At 40.8% G+C, this 17559-nt stretch carries 14 protein-coding genes; 9 read left to right on the top strand and 5 right to left on the bottom strand.

What is annotated here, in order from left to right:
• The first annotated feature begins 28 nt into the window (after nucleotides 1-28).
• Nucleotides 29-1933, top strand: coding sequence for an amidophosphoribosyltransferase (locus BM130_RS06145; RefSeq protein WP_010528369.1), 1905 nt, complete (start codon nucleotides 29-31; stop codon nucleotides 1931-1933).
• Here the strand turns inward: BM130_RS06145 and BM130_RS06140 are convergent.
• The 5 genes from BM130_RS06140 to BM130_RS06120 all read right to left on the bottom strand — a co-directional run bounded on the left by BM130_RS06140 (nucleotide 1927) and on the right by BM130_RS06120 (nucleotide 7368).
• Nucleotides 1927-3093 (bottom strand): serine hydrolase domain-containing protein, encoded by a 1167-nt coding sequence (locus BM130_RS06140; RefSeq protein WP_010528368.1) that lies wholly within the window; start codon nucleotides 3091-3093, stop codon nucleotides 1927-1929. The genes BM130_RS06145 and BM130_RS06140 overlap by 7 nt on opposite strands.
• A 105-nt stretch (nucleotides 3094-3198) precedes the next feature.
• The gene (locus BM130_RS06135; protein WP_010528367.1) at nucleotides 3199-4716 is read right to left on the bottom strand and encodes a dihydrolipoyl dehydrogenase family protein; all 1518 of its coding nucleotides are present in this window, start codon (nucleotides 4714-4716) and stop codon (nucleotides 3199-3201) included.
• Entirely contained in the window at nucleotides 4709-5665 is a 957-nt protein-coding gene (gene glsB / locus BM130_RS06130) for a glycine N(alpha)-acyltransferase GlsB (protein WP_010528366.1), read from the bottom strand. The genes BM130_RS06135 and glsB overlap by 8 nt, the downstream gene beginning before the upstream one ends.
• A gap of 47 nt (nucleotides 5666-5712) precedes the next feature.
• Entirely contained in the window at nucleotides 5713-6564 is an 852-nt protein-coding gene (gene glsA / locus BM130_RS06125; protein WP_010528365.1) for a lyso-glycine lipid O-acyltransferase GlsA, read from the bottom strand.
• Between the two features lie 264 nt (nucleotides 6565-6828).
• Nucleotides 6829-7368 carry a glutathione peroxidase gene (locus tag BM130_RS06120; protein WP_010528364.1) on the bottom strand — a complete coding sequence of 180 codons (540 nt, stop codon included), beginning with the start codon at nucleotides 7366-7368 and terminating at the stop codon, nucleotides 6829-6831.
• A 574-nt stretch (nucleotides 7369-7942) separates the two neighbouring features.
• Here BM130_RS06120 and BM130_RS06110 point away from each other — a divergent pair.
• The 8 genes from BM130_RS06110 (at nucleotide 7943) to BM130_RS06075 (ending at nucleotide 17528) form a co-directional block, all read left to right on the top strand.
• On the top strand, nucleotides 7943-8398 hold the full coding sequence (locus BM130_RS06110) for a division/cell wall cluster transcriptional repressor MraZ (RefSeq protein ID WP_010528362.1): 456 nt from the start codon (nucleotides 7943-7945) through the stop codon (nucleotides 8396-8398).
• A 117-nt stretch (nucleotides 8399-8515) separates the two neighbouring features.
• Nucleotides 8516-9427: a 16S rRNA (cytosine(1402)-N(4))-methyltransferase RsmH gene (rsmH, locus tag BM130_RS06105; RefSeq protein ID WP_010528361.1), complete on the top strand. Its 912-nt coding sequence runs from the start codon at nucleotides 8516-8518 to the stop codon at nucleotides 9425-9427.
• Nucleotides 9424-9825 (top strand): FtsL-like putative cell division protein, encoded by a 402-nt coding sequence (locus BM130_RS06100; protein WP_010528360.1) that lies wholly within the window; start codon nucleotides 9424-9426, stop codon nucleotides 9823-9825. The genes rsmH and BM130_RS06100 overlap by 4 nt, the downstream gene beginning before the upstream one ends.
• A 334-nt stretch (nucleotides 9826-10159) precedes the next feature.
• Nucleotides 10160-12274, top strand: a complete 2115-nt coding sequence (locus BM130_RS06095) for a penicillin-binding protein (protein WP_010528359.1) — start codon at nucleotides 10160-10162, stop codon at nucleotides 12272-12274.
• An 11-nt stretch (nucleotides 12275-12285) separates the two neighbouring features.
• Nucleotides 12286-13755 (top strand): UDP-N-acetylmuramoyl-L-alanyl-D-glutamate--2,6-diaminopimelate ligase, encoded by a 1470-nt coding sequence (locus tag BM130_RS06090; protein ID WP_010528358.1) that lies wholly within the window; start codon nucleotides 12286-12288, stop codon nucleotides 13753-13755.
• 2 nt (nucleotides 13756-13757) lie between these two features.
• Nucleotides 13758-14990: a phospho-N-acetylmuramoyl-pentapeptide-transferase gene (gene mraY, locus BM130_RS06085; protein ID WP_010528357.1), complete on the top strand. Its 1233-nt coding sequence runs from the start codon at nucleotides 13758-13760 to the stop codon at nucleotides 14988-14990.
• Between the two features lie 2 nt (nucleotides 14991-14992).
• Nucleotides 14993-16345: a UDP-N-acetylmuramoyl-L-alanine--D-glutamate ligase gene (murD, locus tag BM130_RS06080; RefSeq protein WP_010528356.1), complete on the top strand. Its 1353-nt coding sequence runs from the start codon at nucleotides 14993-14995 to the stop codon at nucleotides 16343-16345.
• Nucleotides 16338-17528, top strand: a complete 1191-nt coding sequence (locus BM130_RS06075; protein ID WP_010528355.1) for an FtsW/RodA/SpoVE family cell cycle protein — start codon at nucleotides 16338-16340, stop codon at nucleotides 17526-17528. Before murD ends, BM130_RS06075 begins: the two co-directional genes overlap by 8 nt.
• Nucleotides 17529-17559 lie beyond the last annotated feature (31 nt).

The following is a 17559-nucleotide window of genomic DNA, read 5'->3' as shown; positions in this document are numbered from 1 at the left end:
AATTTGCAGCTTCTATTTTCTTAAACCTATGAGCGACCAGATAAAACATGAATGTGGAATTGTCCTAATCCGACTTTTAAAGCCTCTTACCTATTATCAAGAAAAATACGGTTCGTGGATGTATGGCCTCAACAAGTTGTATTTATTAATGGAGAAGCAACACAACAGAGGTCAGGACGGTGCAGGAGTAGTGAGCCTGAAGATTGATCAACCACCGGGTAAAAAATATCTTTTTCGGCAGCGTTCTAACGAAGGTAATCCCATTCAGGAAGTCTTTTCAGCCATCCATCGCCATTTTGATGTTGTTTATGAGCATCATCCCGAATTGCTAAAGGATCCCGTGTGGGCTAAAGAGCATTTGCCTTTTGCCGGTGAATTATATTTAGGACATTTGCGTTATGGCACCTTCGGCAATAACAGCATCGATTATGTGCATCCGGTGATGCGTGAAAACAACTGGCGTTCCAGGAATCTTGTTTTAGCCGGGAATTTTAATCTTACTAATGTTGATGAGATCTTTAAAACTTTAATCGATCTTGGCCAGCATCCTAAAGATTATACCGATACGGAATCGATGCTTGAAAATGTTGGGCATTTCTTAGACGAGGAAAATCAGTTGCTTTTCCGGCAATTCAAAAACGAAGGGTATACCAATAAGGATATATCTGCACTGATAGAGCGTGACCTTGATTTGAGAAAAGTATTGGAGCGGTCGAGCCGTCGTTGGGATGGTGGGTATGTTATTGCCGGATTGCTAGGACATGGTGATGCTTTTGTGACCCGTGATCCCTGGGGAATTAGACCTGCTTCCTATTTCTATAATGATGAAATTGTTGTTGTTACCTCCGAACGCCCGGTGATTCAGACCGCCTTGAATGTTCGGTCGGTAGAGGTTAAAGAGCTTAAGCCAGGGCATGCCTTAATAATTAAAAAAGACGGCCGCATCAGTGAAGAGATGGTTTCGGTGCCGCAAACACGAAAATCATGCTCTTTTGAAAGGATTTATTTTTCCCGTGGAAGTGACCGGGATATCTATAAAGAACGGAAAGAGCTTGGACGTTTGCTTTCACCCATCATTCTCGATAAAATTAACTGGGACCTTGAAAATACCGTTTTTTCTTACATCCCCAATACCGCAGAGACGGCTTTTTACGGTATGATGGAAGGCATCCGGGAACACCTGGATAAGGTTAAGGCGGAGCGCATTTTGGCGTTGAGTAGCGAAGAACTTACCAAAGAAAAGGTGACGGATATTCTGGCCCTGGAGCCGCGCATCGAGAAGGTGGCCATCAAAGATGTTAAGATGCGCACCTTTATTACCGATGATAACAACCGTAATGATTTGGTTGCTCATGTTTATGATGTTACCTATGGCATTGTTAAAAACAATGTAGATACATTGGTTATTATCGATGATTCCATTGTTCGGGGCACTACCCTAAAACGAAGCATTCTGAGAATTTTGGATCGTTTACATCCCAAAAAGATTATTGTTGTTTCTTCGGCACCACAAATTCGTTATCCCGATTGTTATGGAATAGATATGGCACGCTTAAAGGATTTTTGTGCATTTCTGGCGGCCATTGAGTTGTTAAAGGAGACAGGTAGGGAAGAGGTGATTGACAACGTTTACAAGCAATGCAAGGAACAACAAAATCTTCCCAAAGAAGAGATTGTTAATTACGTGAAGGAGATTTATCGCCCTTTTACTGATGAAGATATTTCCCAAAAAATAGCTCAGATGCTTAAGCCTCATGATATTAATGCTGAGGTGGAAATTGTATATCAAACTGTAGAAAACCTTCATAAGGCATGTCCCAACGATCAGGGTGACTGGTATTTTACCGGAAACTATCCCACCCCCGGGGGAAATAAAGTGGTTAATACAGCCTTTATTAATTTTATTGAAGGCATTAACGGCCGGGCTTATTGATGGTTGAGAATGGTATAGGCTGTATTTAGCCAGGCATACACATCGGTGGGATGATGGTTAAGATAGGATTTGCTGCGTTGATGACCTAACCTTACCACCACAGCGTTATGCTTTGGTAATACAAATATATATTGACCCAGAATGCCTCGGGCGTAAGGAATGACTTCACCTTTGAAGCGTATTATCCACCAAAAGAGACCGTAATAATCGACCGTTTCACCCTTTTGATTGACGAGATAATCAGCAGGTGTAGCCATTTCCCGGATGTAGTTTTCAGAAATTAACTTTCGACCATTAAAAACACCTTGGTGTAAAATTAAACTACCCAGCCGTGCAAAATCGCGGGTTGTACTGTTAAAGCAGCAATAGGCCTTTTCGATGCCGTTGGTGCGGTCTAGCGACCAAAGGGCCGGTTTTTCTGCGCCCAGCGGTTGCCATAGCTTCTGTGAGGCATACTCGGAAATGGTCATTCCGGTGACTTTATTGAGCAGTCGTTCAATGATTTGAGTGTCGCCGCTGCGATAATTGAAAATTTTGCCGGGCGGCTCATTAAATTCAATTTGTTGGATAGTGGCCATTAAATCGTTGCCATAATAAGCCTGGGTAGTTACTGAGAATGGGGAATTGTAACTTTCGTCCCAACTGGACCCGGAACTCATGGTCAATAGATGACGTATGGTCAGGGAGTCGCGGTAAGGTCCTTTAAGCCATGGAAGGTGTGTTTTTACCTTTTCGTCAAGGCTATGGATATAACCGTCGTCCAAAGCAGCACCAACAAGTAAGGCTACAATACTTTTAGCCATGGAAAAGGAGTTGGAACGCGTGGTGTCGGAATGTCCGTCCCAATATTTTTCGAAAAGGATGGAGTCATTTTGAATAACCAGGAATGAAACAGTTTTGTATTTTTCCAAAGAGTCGATTTGTTCCGATGGTAATGTTATATTATTATACTTTTCGGAAAGAGGCCATTTTATAGGTTTTCCTGCATTGATAGTTCGGTTTGGGAAAATTTTATAATCATCGATATCCGGCATAAAATAGATAAGCCCTTTTTGAAGATATTGGGGTAAAAGCGCAAAAATCAGTGCTATTGCCGTTAAGGTACCCAAAAAAAATTTGACAAATCTTGATTTCGGGCGGCTTTTGTTTGAATTGTCCATTAAATTAAAATTAATTCTACTGTTTTAGCTTATTTACGATAGCAGAGAGTTCTGTTTCGGGTCAATCAATTCAAGCAAAGCGACAGATACCCCAATATTTACCGGTCAAAAAATTTGTGATGGAGGATCTCCGGGGTTCCATTCCTTTACAATAATGTTATCGGGGAAAGCCCTGGGCTTGAAAATTGATTTGGACACCAATGCTCGCATGCTTTCCTGTATGCCTTCCGTAATGCTGGGATGTGGATAGAAGGTTTTTAAAACTTCGCTCACGCTGTTGCCCTGATTAATGAGATGAGCAATGGCGACAATAAAGGCGGAAGCCTGCGGTCCTGCTGCTCTCATACCAAGGATACGTTGCTTTTCGTCGTTGCTTACCAGAATTTTTACAAAACCATTGGTATTGCGCATGGCGATGGCCCGGTCAACGAGTTCGTTGGAATAAAAGACCGCCTTATAACCAATGCCTTCTTTTTGCAGTGTTTTTTCATTGGCACCAACAGCTGCCACTTCAGGTTTAAAAAACATCAGTGTGGACATGTTGGCATAGTCGGGCTTATAACAAATTTTACCCATAATGTCATCCACAGCCAACCGTCCTTCTACCTGAGCAACACTATAAAGGTTGGCATGTCCGGATATATCTCCCACAGCATAAATGTTGGAAAGACCTTTTGAATTGATCACTTTGCCTGTTTCAGAGGTCGGCAGGTATCCTCTGTCATTAGGTGTAATATCAATATTTTCCAGGCCTAAGTCGTGGGTGTTGGGTTCTCGCCCAATGGCCACCAGTGCTACATCCACCTCGATAACTTTGCTGTGTCCGGCATCGTAGTCCAATACCACTTCCAGATGTTGTGGGTGTTTTCTGATGCATCTAAGCTGTGCGGTATGATGAATTTTAACGCCGTTGTTTTCCAGGTTATGGGCTACGAATCGGCTGAGGTCATCGTCTTCGTAAGGAAGTACCCTGTTGGCCCGGTCAAGAAGGTGTACTTGTGTTTGTTTGAAGTTGGAAAAAATGGTGGCAAATTCACAACCAATAATTCCGGAACCAATGATGAGCAAGCGTTCCGGAAATTCATTCAACGACAAAATATTATCGGAGGTAATGATGCGTTTGCCGTCGGTTTTTAAATTGGGATATTCTCTTGGGCGGGAACCGGTTGCAATAATAAAATATTTACCTTTTATAAGGTGGAGTTCGTTTTTGTCTTTGACCTCAATGGTAGACTCATCAACAAATCTGGCATGTCCAGAAATTAATTGAATATTACCCGAACCGGCTTGGTTAAAAAATGTCTCAATTTGGCTACGCATTTGGTATTGCTTTTCGCGAGCCGCTTCCAGAACGGTTTTTCTCACTTTGCCATAATCGACAGAGAGGGCACTGGCACGATAGCCTCTGTCAATTCGTGCGGCGACGGAGTAATCCATCGACAATTCGTACATGGTTTTTGAGGTCAAGACCCCATTAAGGATACCGGCACCACCCAGATGCTGTTTTTCAATCAGGGCCACATTAAGACCATAATCCAGTGCTCTGCTGGCGGCGGCAAAACCACCCGGTCCACTTCCAATGACCACCAGGTCGAAATAATTCAATGTGTCGTTTTTACTCATCTTTTGCCGAAGGTTCGTTGGGCTTGTAACTATGAACGTGTCGGTTTACTTTTGCCTGATAAAGTTCTTTGATGGTGATAATGATGCCGGTTTCTTCCACGCCCCCAAATCGTTCATTAACAGCAGTGCCAAATGTGCGCATCGAAGGTGAAAGGTTCATGTAGGCATTGATTAATGGCGGAATATTTTCTCCCAATTCCCGAACCGATTTACTAAGTATTCTGTAATCTTCGTCAAAAGATTGGCCTGAGAATATTACATTGATTTCGCTCTCGGTCAGTGATGTTTTTACCGGGTTATAGGGATACACCAGCTTGTCGGGGTCATTAAAATATTTTTCCATAAATGCCCTGATAAGGTTTCGCACCTTGAGGTTGGAATGGGTGTACATGGTCACTTTCCCGAAGAAAAATTCCATTTCGGGGTGATTTATGATTAAAGAACCCAACCCGTCCCATAAGTTATCGAGCGCATAGAGGCTTTTAGCGCCCATTTTACTCGATTGATATTGTGGTTGTACAAAGGAGCGCCCCAGCTCAATGGTTTTGGGCAAATAATCTTTAATGAATTTTTCGGAAAAATGAAACATGCGGGCTGTGGCTAAATGAATTTTTCCGTCGGCATCCGGTTTAATGGTGTTTCCCATAATATACCGGTATCCTCCTAAAATTTCTTTAGCTTTTGGGTCCCAAACAATCAGTTGATGATAAGGATTGGGGCCGGTATCGTAGTCATCAATATCACATTCTTTTCCTGTTCCTCCTCCGGCATTACGAAAAGACTCTTCACGTAAGCGGCCTACTTCTCTCATCAACGCCGGGGCTTCGTGGGCTGTAAAATCGTAAATCTTGTTTTCGCCTTTGTTGGTGTAACGAACAAAGCGCTCCTGGGTTAATTCAGCTTCCAGTTCTTCTCTTGGTACAGGAGGAATAATTGGTTTGTTTTCCATGTATTAGTTATTATAAACTTTGTAAAATTGGTCAGGTTAGTACAAAATTAATCGATTTCGGCAAGTTGATAACACTTTTCTTTAATTTTTCGGGCCCATTCGTCGGGTTTTCCGGTATCTTTAATTTCTTGCCAGGGGATGGGTGTCCCAAAACGGATGGTAAGATTTTGATTAAATTGTTTGAACATTTCATCGGGCAGATACAACATTTCTATATTGGCTTTAATGCCCAAGAATTTTCTTAGGTTTGCCAGCCGGTAAAAAAAGTTGGAATTGTGTCCGGTGATATGGACCGGAACGATATCCCGCTGATGTTTGACCGCTTTGCGTACAAAATTGTTTTTCCATTCCAGGTCACGGATGACACCTTTTTGTTTACGACTCACCAGACCGGCCGGGAACATTAATATTTGTGCATCAGACTCATAGGCTTCTTCAATTAGTCTAGCCGCCGTTTTGGAATGACCACCATGCTTATTGATGGGTACGAAAATCTCTTGAAGGGGTTTCAGGTTTAACAGAATATCATTTACCGGGAATTTAATGTTTGGAAATTTTTCGCTGACCGCCACAATTAAAGCGATACCATCTAACCCACCCAGCGGATGGTTGCTGGCAAAGATAAAACGTCCCTGAGATGGCAATTTTTCAAGCCCAATTGCCGAATATTTTGCACCAAAAAGATCATCCAGAACAGAACGACAAAAGTCGACACCTTTTAAGTGACCTTTTTCGGCTAAAAATGCATTAATCTCTTTTTGATGGACAATACGTTTAAGGTAACTGATAAAAAATTTGGGAATGACCTTTAATAAGGATGGGTTTTTGCTGGCAAAAACCTGCTCGACATCGATGAATTTTTTTTCGGGCTGAATGTTGTTTAAACCTTTAGGTTCCATTTGGAAAATATTTTGACGGGCCAATATTACAAAAAATGAACCTATTTATGAACCATTAAATTTAGAGGCTGTCAAAATTTAAGTGATATGCTGATTTTATTTAGAGATTTTTAAATGTTTTTTTTGCATTGCTATTGCAACTTATCCGAAAAGTTTCTCAGAATGCCAAAATGTGTTTGGCTATCTTCTGTTTTTAACATTTTCAGCAAAGGTAAATACCGACAGTTTGCACCTCTTAGCAGAGGATGATTATCAACTATTGCGTTATTCATTAATCCATTGGATAATTTCGGGGTCATTGGGTTTGGTACGAGGGGGAATAACTTTTTCAATCTTTCCTGTTCGCCCAATCAGATATTTTTGGAAATTCCATTTTACTTTGCTATCGAGCACGCCATTCAGTTCTTTTTTTGTAAGCCATTGGTAAAGGGGGTGTTGGTCGTCGCCTTTGACGCTAATTTTTGCCATCATAGGAAAGGTAACGCCGAAATTAATTTGGCAAAATTCACTTATTTCTTCAGCAGTTCCCGGTTCTTGATTGTTGAAATTGTTGGCCGGAAAGCCTAATATGATAAAACCTTCATTTTGATACTGCTGGTAGATTTCCTGCAATTGTTCATATTGAGGAGTAAAACCACATTTGCTGGCTGTGTTTACTATCATTACTTTTTTCCCTTTTAATTGGGAAAAATCGAAGGTTTCACCATTTAGCGTTTTTACTTTAAAATCGTAAAAACTGATTTGTCCTTTGCCGGGAATGATTGAGGTAAATAATAATGCCATTAAAATAATTGATGCTTTCATCCGGATAAAATTTACTTATTTCATTGAACTATTGGTTCTTGAAATTAGTCATTAGTGGTTAGTCATTACTTATTAGTTATCCAATGCTAACCACTTGTTTGCTAATAAACTAATAGCCTATCGGCCTATTGACCTATTGGCCTAACAACCCTTCTGCCTGTGCACTTCTGCCTCTATAATTTTATACACGTTCTTGTTGTGACAACCCTTCTTGCCATGCTTGTTTCATCTTTAAAAAAGTTAAACAAATTTATAATGCAATAGTTCCATTAGGACAACAATTTCTTTGTGCCGATGGATAAAATGAGGGTAATTGAGTATACATTTTTTATGAAAAAAATCTGTTTACCTCTCTTAACTGTTGGAGTTTTTTCTTTTCAGATATTTCAGGTTGGCTGTCATTTGCTGCATTAAGGCATTATTGCAGGAAATTAGGCTTCAACAAAAAAATAAGGTTAGGGTGCAAAAAATAAAAAGTGGATTTTTAATAATTAAAAAAGTGATAAAGTGGTTAAAAGTGGTTGATAGTGGTTTAAAAAAATTGTAGCTTTACGGAAATATTTCTCAAACTGTAATGTACACATTTATTGGAGATTTTGAGTGCAGAACCGATGCAAAAGGGCGTATTGTTTTTCCTTCGGCTTTTAAAAAGGCTCTTGGGGAAAGGGATGCGCGTTTGGTTGTTCGAAAAGATTTGTTTGAAGCATGCCTGGTTTTGTATCCCTATTCAGTTTGGGAAGAAGAACTTGCAAGAATCCGATCTGGGTTAAATCCTTATAACCGGGAGCATAATCGCTTTTTAAGACTTTTTTTTCGTGGGTCGGCGGAAATTGTACTTGATGGGAATGGTCGGTTTCTGGTACCCAAAAGACTGATGGAGCAGGCAGAGATAGGACGAGATGTGGTTTTGCTTGGAGTTGACAGGTATATAGAACTATGGGATAGAGAAAAATATGTGAATCGGAGCGCGACAGAAGACGAATTGGGAGATCTTGCCGAGAAGATTTTGGGTAATAAAAATAATGAGTGATGCAACACACGTGGCGTCTTTGGCTATGGGGCAGAAGCCTGAAGTTAGAGGTACTGCTCAAGGGACTAAGCACTAATTGTATAGTTCCATTTTGCTAATAATCTAGATAAAACTTAAATGGTGTCAGCACAATATCACATACCCGTACTGCTAGAAGCCTCTATTGAAGGTTTAAATATTGATCCTTCGGGCATTTATGTTGATTTAACCTTCGGAGGAGGCGGCCATAGCCGGGCTATTTTAGAGCGGTTAGGTCCGGAAGGAAAGCTAATTGCCTTTGATCAGGATCAGGATGCGTGGCGGCAGGCACCTGAAGATTCCCGATTTGTGTTAGTGAAACACAATTTTCGCTATTTGTCCAATTTTCTTGATTTTCTTGGAATATCTTCTGTTGCCGGGGTATTGGGAGATTTAGGAGTTTCATCTCATCATTTTGATGTGGCGGAACGAGGTTTTTCGTTCCGCTATAATGGCCCATTGGATATGCGAATGTCGGTCGGTTCCGACCTTACTGCTGCCAAAGTGTTAAATAGTTATAGCGAAGAAAAATTGTTTGGTCTCTTCCGTACCTATGGAGAAATAAATAATCCGGGACGATTGGTTAAATCGATTTTAAAGTACCGGGCAACGAAGCCTTTTCAAAAAACTTTCGATTTAAAAGAGGTTGCCCAAACAACTGCGCCGCGTCGAGAGGAAAACAAATATCTGGCCAAGGTATTTCAGGCACTTAGAATTGAAGTAAATCAGGAAATGAGTGCTTTGGAAGAACTATTTGGTCAGTTGCCACAAATTATCCAACCGGGCGGAAGGTTGGTTATCATCTCGTATCATTCGTTGGAAGACCGTATGGTAAAAAATTTCATTCGTTCCGGACGATGGGATACCAATCAACCTGAAACCGATATTTACGGAAATAAAGATGTGCCTTTTAAAGCTGTTGTTCGAAAGGTGGTGGTACCTGACGAAAATGAAATTGCTGCCAATCCCAGAGCCAGAAGTGCTAAATTAAGAATTGCAGAAAGATTATGAAGTGGTTTAGAGGACAACATAAAGCCAAAGATGGCGAATTCCTTACCGGTCAAGAGGAGTTTAATGAGCTTAAAGGTATCTCTTTTAAAGAATTCTTGCATGGTCGCTTTTTGGCAGGGAAAGAACTTGGTCGCCATTGGGGTTTTATGACCTTTATTGTTTTTTTGGCCTTTTTGTATATCGGCAACCGTTATCAGACGGAACATTTATTGGAGCGTCAGGCCGACTTGATGAAAGAATTGAAAGAGTTGAAGTATGAGGCGATTACCACCTCTTCCGAGCTGATGAATATGAGCAAACAAAGTGAAGTAATGGACCGTGTACATAGGGCCGGAATAGATCTGGAAGTTTTAAAAACACCACCCAGAATATTAAAAGTGGAAAAATTAGATGAGTAATTTAAATATAGCAGAATATTTAACCTGGCTTAGTTGAGGTAAAAGAAACGAGCATGACCAGGAAGGTTTGTCACAACAAGAATATTAAAAATTATAGAGGCAGAAGTGTACAGGCAGAAGTGCTGTTAGGCCATTAGGCCAATAGGTCAATAGGCTATTAGGTCATTAGTCAACAAGTGGTTAGTGTTGATTTACTAATGACAAATTAACTAACCACTAATGGCTAATTTCAATGATTTAAGTGAGCTGTATGCGAATGCACTTAGAAATTACACTGTAAATTGTGTTTGTTGCGTTAGAAAAGTTAGGTATTTTTTTGTTTTAAAAAGATGATATGGCAATCAAACAAAAAATATTATTTAGACTGGGAATTATTTACACCTTTTTTGGAATTCTTGTCCTGGTAATTTTGTTTGAATTGATTAAACTAAAAATATTTGAGGCGTCCAAGTGGGAAGAAAAAGCAAAGACATTAGAAAGCAACGATATTATAATTGAAGCCAACCGGGGAAATATACTGGATGAAAACGGGAAGAAAATTTCGTTGTCGGTACCGAGTTATCGTATTTACATGGATTTACATGCCAATGGGCTGACAAGTCATGTTTTTAACTCTCAGATAGATAGTTTGGCAATTTGCTTGTCTCGCTTTTTTGGCGATCATCCGCCTTCATATTATAAAAAAGATTTAATACGTGCCCGGAGAAACGGAGAACGTTATCACCTGGTACATCCACGTAAAATTTCGTATATAGAACTTCAGGAAATTAAAGAATTTCCAATATTTCGCAGAGGTAGAAATTCCGGAGGTTTTATTCCCCGCCATTATGAGGAGCGTCGTCTTCCGTTTGGTTCTTTGGCCGCCCGTACCATTGGTAAACTCTATGGTGAGAAGTCGAAAGGTGGGATGGTGGGGTTAGAGCGCGCTTACGACAACGTGTTAAGAGGTACCAATGGTGTTAGCACCTGGAAACGCATTGCAGGTAGTTGGATACCTGAAGAAGAAATACCCCCGCAAGACGGTAAAAATCTGATTACTACTTTAAATATTGAACTGCAGGATGTGGCTGAGCAATCTTTGATGCGTCAGTTGCAAAAGCATGATGCACACCATGGTGTGGCCATTCTTATGGAAGTAGAGACGGGGGCCATCAAGGCTATGGTGAATTTACATAAAAGTAAGCCCGGCGTTTACATTGAAGATTATTTTAATTATGCTATAGGAGAGGCTGTAGAGCCCGGTTCTACCTTTAAACTTGCTTCTATAATTGCTGCGCTTGAAGACGGGAAAGTAAGACTTACCGATACGGTAGATACCGGTAATGGAGCATATGGCTATTATGACCGCATTATGCGCGACAGCCACCATGGAGGTTTTGGGAAAATTACCGTTCGAGAAGCTTTTGAGAAATCTTCCAATATTGGAATTTCGAAAATTATTTTTGACAATTATAAAGATAATCCGCGGCGTTTTGTGGATCGCCTTTATGCTATAGGTTTAAATAAACCGTTAGGAATAAAAATAAAAGGTGAGGGGAGACCGGTTATCAAATATCCTGGCGATCCATCATGGTCGGGCGTAACATTGCCATGGATGTCTATAGGGTATGAAGTAAAGATGACCCCGTTGCAAATCCTCACTTTTTATAATGCGGTTGCAAATAACGGAAAGATGGTTAAACCCATGTTTGTCAAAGCAATTAGTCAGCATGGGAAAATATTACAGGAGTTTGAGCCCGAAGTGCTAAATCCGGCTATCTGCTCGGTTGCAACACTTGAGAAAGTGCGTGAACTGCTTAAAGGTGTGGTAGAGCGTGGTACTGCCCAAAATATCCGTAACGATATCTATCAAATTGCCGGAAAGACAGGTACCGCTCAAATAGCAAGAGGAAATAGTGGGTATAAGGGTGAGGATGGCGTCGAATATATCGCCTCTTTTGTGGGATTTTTCCCTGCCGACCAGCCCATGTATTCCTGTATCGTTGTTGTTAATAGCCCATCTAACGACGTTTATTATGGTAATGAGGTGGCAGGAACCGTTTTTCGTGAAATCGCCGACAGAGTATATGCGTTGAGTTATGAAAAATTGCCGGTGGAAGTTTCGCAACCCAAAATTACAGAAGGGTATTATCCCTGGTCGAAAGGTGGAACCCGCGATGAGTTATCCGTAATTTTTGAGGAATTAAATTTTCCTGTTCAGAATCAAGGCATAACTTCAGAATGGATTTCTACCCAAGCATTAGAACATGCAGTGAAATTAAAACCTAAACCCCTTCCTCAAAAAGTTGTTCCTCTCGTAAAAGGTATGGGAGCCAAGGATGCTGTGGCTGTCCTTGAAAATTGTGGTTTAAAGGTTGCCATAAGTGGAGTCGGAAAGGTAGTGCGGCAATCCATTGATGCCGGTTTGCCGGTAAGAACGGGACAAAAAATTGTAATTTATCTTGAATAATTAAATTTTCAATGATACAAAAAAAGTTATCGGAATGCATTGATGGTCTTCCTGGTTTTCGGAAGATTGGTACACTTGATCCTATTATTAATAATATCACTTTTGATAGTCGGCAAGTAGGGCCCCATACCCTTTTTGTTGCTTTAAGAGGGACTCAACGAGATGGACATGATTTTATTCAGGCTGCTGTTTCCTCAGGTGCTGCGTCTGTTGTATGTGAAGAAGTGGCAAAAGAATTGACGGGAAATGCTGTTTTTATTGTTGTTGAAAACAGCCGTCATGCCTTGGGATATATAGCTGGGAAATTTTATGATTATCCCTCTTCTAAACTCAATCTTGTGGGTGTTACGGGAACCAATGGTAAAACAACCATAGCCACTTTACTTTATCAAACAGCCCGTTTTTTAGGGTTTAAAGCCGGATTGTGTTCAACCGTAGCCAATTATGTGGATGAGGAAAAGGTTGAAGCTACTCATACTACGCCTGATATCTTGACTTTAAACCGGTTAATGTATCAAATGGTAGAAGCCGGTTGTCGTTATTGTTTTATGGAGGTGAGTTCGCACGCCATTGATCAGAAACGTATTGATGGTTTGTTTTTTAAAGGAGGGATTTTTACAAATATTACTCATGAGCATCTGGATTACCACAAAACTTTTGATGAATATATTCGTGTTAAGAAGTCATTTTTTGATGATTTGCCGTCCTCGGCTTTTGCCCTCACCAATTTAGATGATAAACATGGGCGGGTGATGGTTCAGAATACCGATGCCAGTGTTAAGACTTTCTCGTTAAGAGAAATGGCTTCGTACCGGGCGCGAATAATAGAAGAGTCATTTGAGGGGATGCAGCTGACCATTGATGGAGAAGAGTTTTGGACACCTTTTGTAGGTCGTTTTAATGCCTCAAATATGCTGGCAGTATATGGCGCCGGCTGTGAGTTGGGCTGGAGTAAAAAGGATATTTTGGTGGCCATGAGTCGTTTGACACCTGTAAATGGAAGATTTGAAATTATCCGGTCTGAAGAAGGGGTTACCGCTATCGTTGATTATGCCCATACGCCCGACGCTCTAAGAAATGTACTTGAATCGATAAACCATATCCGAAGGCCTGGACAAACACTGATAACTGTGGTGGGTGCCGGAGGTAACAGAGATAAATCCAAACGGCCGGTTATGGCGTCAGAAGCCGTGAAAAACAGTTCTAAGGTAATATTAACTTCCGACAATCCAAGAGATGAGGACCCTAAAACTATCCTGGACCAAATGATGGAAGGAGTCTCTTTCCCCGAACGAATAAAAGTGCTGACTATTGTTGATCGAAAAGAGGCTATTCGAACCGCTTGTTCCATCGCCCGAAAAGGGGATATCGTTTTGGTGGCCGGAAAGGGACATGAAACTTATCAGGAAGTGAAAGGACAAAGAATACATTTTGACGACAGAGAAGTAATTAGGGAATTTTTTGAACAACAATATAAATAGTCATGCTTTTTCCATTATTTAAATATCTTGAATCAATAGATTTTCCCGGGGCAGGGATGTTTCAGTATATCTCTTTTCGGTCGGGAATGGCTGTCATTTTTGCTCTGCTGATAGGAACGATTTTCGGAAAGTTCATTATTCGTTTGTTGCAACGGCAGCAAATAGGAGAAATAGTTCGTGATTTGGGGCTCGAAGGTCAATACCAAAAAAAGGGAACGCCTACTATGGGGGGACTCATTATCATTATTTCCATCTTAATACCTGTTTTATTGTTCGGGAAACTGGATAATGTTTATGTATTACTTATGATTACAACCACCATTTGGTTGGGTTTGATAGGTTTTATTGACGATTATATTAAAGTTTTTAAAAAGAATAAGAAAGGACTAGCAGGTGGGTTTAAGATAATTGGTCAGGTTGGATTAGGGCTTATTGTAGGTCTTACCCTTTATTTCAGCGATGATGTGGTGGTAAGGATGGAGCCTGTTACTAAGGCTGAAACTCATCAAGTTGAAACAGATAAATTGAGCCAAACGAAGAATGCTATTTTTGTGAAAGCGCCGGTTACCAATGTGCCGTTTTTTAAAAACAACCGGTTCAACTACAAGTCATTGCTTTGGTTTGGAGGTGAGAAAGCCGACCATTGGGGATGGATTATTTTTGTGATAGCTGTCATTTTTATTACCACAGCAGTGTCAAACGGTGCAAATATTACCGATGGTTTGGATGGACTGGCAACAGGGACCTCTGCCATTATTGGAGCTACCCTCGGAATCCTGGCCTACGTGTCCAGTAATACCATTTATGCCGATTATCTCAATATTATGTATGTGCCCCATTCCGAAGAATTGGTGGTTTATATGAGTGCTTTTATTGGGGCCACCGTAGGTTTTTTATGGTATAACTCTTTCCCGGCCCAGATTTTTATGGGTGATACGGGCAGTTTGACCATTGGCGGAATTATTGCCGTGTTTGCCATTCTTATTCGAATGGAATTGCTTATTCCCATATTGTGTGGAATCTTTCTGGTAGAAAATGTCTCTGTATTACTTCAAGTGGGATATTTTAAATATACCCGTAAGAAGTATGGCGAAGGAAGACGTATTTTTAAGATGGCACCGCTTCATCATCATTATCAATTGAAGGGCTATCCCGAGTCCAAGATAGTGACTCGCTTTTGGATTGTAGGTATTATTCTGGCGGTATTAACTATTGTAACATTGAAAATTCGATAATAATGGGAGACGAGCTCGTAGTATTAGGAGGTGGCGAAAGCGGAACCGGAGCTGCTCTTTTGGCAAAGGCCAAAGGAATAAAGGTTTTTTTATCCGATTGTGGGACCATCAAGTCCGGTTACTGTGACGAGCTGAAAAAGGCAGGTGTTGAATTCGAAAGTGGTAAGCATTCCGAAAAACGAATATTAAATGCCCTGGAGGTTGTAAAAAGCCCCGGCATACCGGAACATGCCCCTTTGATAAAAAAAATCAGACAGAAAGGAATACCAATTATTTCGGAAATAGAATTTGCCGGGCGTTTTTCAAAAGCTAAGATGATTGGTATTACAGGCAGTAATGGAAAAACCACTACGGCAACATGGACTTATCATATGATAAAAAAAGGAGGGAAAGATGTTCGGCTAGCCGGAAATATAGGAACCAGCTTGGCTCGCCATCTCATTTCTTCCGATCCGGAATTATTTGTTTTGGAACTGAGCAGTTTTCAGCTGGAGGATATGTACGATTTTAAGTGCGATGTAGCGGTAATTACCAATCTTTCACCCGACCATTTGGACCGATACGATTATCGGTTCGAAAAGTATGTGGATGCCAAATTCAGAATATTGAATAATCATGATAAACAGAGTGTGTTTATTTATAATGCACATGACCAGGAAATCATGAAACGTATGGGTGATATGCAATATCCGGGCATTAGATATCCTTTTGCTTTAAGTGATGTTTATGGCCAGGGAGCGTGTGTGGAGTATGAACAAATGGTGATAAAAACACTCGAAAATCGGGTTACATTTCCTTTGAACCAACTTGCCTTATCGGGAAAACATAACATTTGTAACGGAATGGCAGCCTCTTTAGCCGCGCTTAGCGTAGACACGCCTATTCAAGCAGTAATTGAAGGATTAAAAGATTTTGATGGGGTAGAACATCGGCTGGAGAGTGTTGATGAGGTTAACGGGGTCCTTTACATTAATGACAGTAAAGCTACAAATGTCGATTCGGTATGGTATGCGTTAGAGAGCATGGATAAACCGGTTGTGTGGATTGCCGGAGGAACCGACAAAGGTAATGATTACACCTTATTGGAGGATTTAGCCGGGCAGAAGGTTAAAACATTAATTTGTCTCGGCGTTGATAACCGTAAGCTAATATCGGCATTTACCGGGAAAATTCCCGAAATAGTTGAAACCCGTTCCATGGCCGATGCGGTTAGTGTAGCCCAAAAACAGAGTAAGCCAGGAGATGTGGTTTTATTATCGCCTGCATGTGCCAGTTTTGATTTATTTAAAAACTACGAACATCGGGGTAAACTCTTTAAAGAGGAAGTTTATAAACTGAAGAACCAATATGAGTAGTTTCGTCCGAAAAAATATTAAGGGAGACCAGAATATCTGGGTTATCATTATATTCCTGTCTTTTGTGTCGCTGTTAACGGTATATAGCGCTACAGGGAGTCTGGCCTATCAAACCCAGGGAGGCAATACTACTTATTTTATGTTTAAACAACTGTCTTTTTTGTTGATAGGCATTGCCCTGATTGTGGTGGTGCATCGAATTCCCTACAAATATTTTGTTATTTTTAGTCTGCCAGCTTTGTATCTTTCTATATTAATGTTGATTATAACCTTTTTTGTGGGTCAGAATTTGAATGAAGCGAGCCGCTGGCTTAAAGTGCCCGGTATTGGATTAAGTTTCCAGCCGTCTGAAATGGCAAAACTTGCCCTTATAGTTTATGTAGCACGGGTTTTGGCGCAGCATCAACAGGAGAATGAGCCAACTTATGGTGCTTTCTGGCCCATAATGATTCATACCGGCATTGTATGCCTATTGATTTTCCCGGAAAATCTTTCAACCTCACTGTTATTGGGAGGCGTTGTGATGCTCATGATGTTTTTGGGCAGAGTGCCTTTTAAATATCTTTTTTTAACCGGCTTGGCGGGTTTAACGGTGGTGTCCTTGGTTTTGATTTTGGCGATGAATGGTATAGTGCTTATTGATAGAGCCGAGACATGGGCCACTCGTGTCGAAAATTTTTTGGATAAAGAAGAAGGAAATAAAGAGTTTGGAGATAATTACCAGGTCACACAATCGAAAATAGCCATTGCTACAGGAGGGATTTTGGGTAAAGGTCCTGGCAACAGCGATCAACGAAACTTTTTACCACATCCCTATAGCGATTTTATTTATGCAATTATTGCAGAAGAGTTTGGTTTTTTTGGAGCTGCCTTGGTTCTCGGTGCCTATTTTTTCCTTTTAGGGAGGATTGGGGTGCTGGTCAGAAAAAGCAACCGTACTTTCCCGGCTTTCATGGTTTTAGGGTTGGGGCTGATGCTGGTGATTCAAGCTTTTGTAAATATGGGTGTTGCCGTGGGCATATTCCCCGTTACCGGACAGCCTTTGCCGTTGGTGAGTATGGGAGGAACCTCTATACTTTTTTCCTGTTTGGCGTTGGGGGCTATATTAAGCGTTAGCAGGCATTATCAGGAGCAGGGGAAAAAGACTCAGATTAACCAATCGGAAGTTACCCAAGGGCAATAATGCTATTTTTGATTGAGAGAAATTTTTGTGT

Source organism: Thermophagus xiamenensis, assembly GCF_900112795.1.
In the GTDB taxonomy this organism is placed as follows: domain Bacteria; phylum Bacteroidota; class Bacteroidia; order Bacteroidales; family Marinilabiliaceae; genus Thermophagus; species Thermophagus xiamenensis.
This window is presented reverse-complemented; position numbering and strand designations above follow the sequence as displayed.

What these genes read in the sequence shown, in the direction of transcription:
- BM130_RS06145 (WP_010528369.1), top strand. Translation starts at nt 29, where the DNA reads ATGAGCGACCAGATAAAACATGAATGTGGAATTGTCCTAATCCGACTT.
- BM130_RS06140 (WP_010528368.1), bottom strand. Translation starts at nt 3,093, where the DNA reads ATGGACAATTCAAACAAAAGCCGCCCGAAATCAAGATTTGTCAAATTT.
- BM130_RS06135 (WP_010528367.1), bottom strand. Translation starts at nt 4,716, where the DNA reads ATGAGTAAAAACGACACATTGAATTATTTCGACCTGGTGGTCATTGGA.
- glsB (WP_010528366.1), bottom strand. Translation starts at nt 5,665, where the DNA reads ATGGAAAACAAACCAATTATTCCTCCTGTACCAAGAGAAGAACTGGAA.
- glsA (WP_010528365.1), bottom strand. Translation starts at nt 6,564, where the DNA reads ATGGAACCTAAAGGTTTAAACAACATTCAGCCCGAAAAAAAATTCATC.
- BM130_RS06120 (WP_010528364.1), bottom strand. Translation starts at nt 7,368, where the DNA reads ATGAAAGCATCAATTATTTTAATGGCATTATTATTTACCTCAATCATT.
- BM130_RS06110 (WP_010528362.1), top strand. Translation starts at nt 7,943, where the DNA reads ATGTACACATTTATTGGAGATTTTGAGTGCAGAACCGATGCAAAAGGG.
- rsmH (WP_010528361.1), top strand. Translation starts at nt 8,516, where the DNA reads ATGGTGTCAGCACAATATCACATACCCGTACTGCTAGAAGCCTCTATT.
- BM130_RS06100 (WP_010528360.1), top strand. Translation starts at nt 9,424, where the DNA reads ATGAAGTGGTTTAGAGGACAACATAAAGCCAAAGATGGCGAATTCCTT.
- BM130_RS06095 (WP_010528359.1), top strand. Translation starts at nt 10,160, where the DNA reads ATGGCAATCAAACAAAAAATATTATTTAGACTGGGAATTATTTACACC.
- BM130_RS06090 (WP_010528358.1), top strand. Translation starts at nt 12,286, where the DNA reads ATGATACAAAAAAAGTTATCGGAATGCATTGATGGTCTTCCTGGTTTT.
- mraY (WP_010528357.1), top strand. Translation starts at nt 13,758, where the DNA reads ATGCTTTTTCCATTATTTAAATATCTTGAATCAATAGATTTTCCCGGG.
- murD (WP_010528356.1), top strand. Translation starts at nt 14,993, where the DNA reads ATGGGAGACGAGCTCGTAGTATTAGGAGGTGGCGAAAGCGGAACCGGA.
- BM130_RS06075 (WP_010528355.1), top strand. Translation starts at nt 16,338, where the DNA reads ATGAGTAGTTTCGTCCGAAAAAATATTAAGGGAGACCAGAATATCTGG.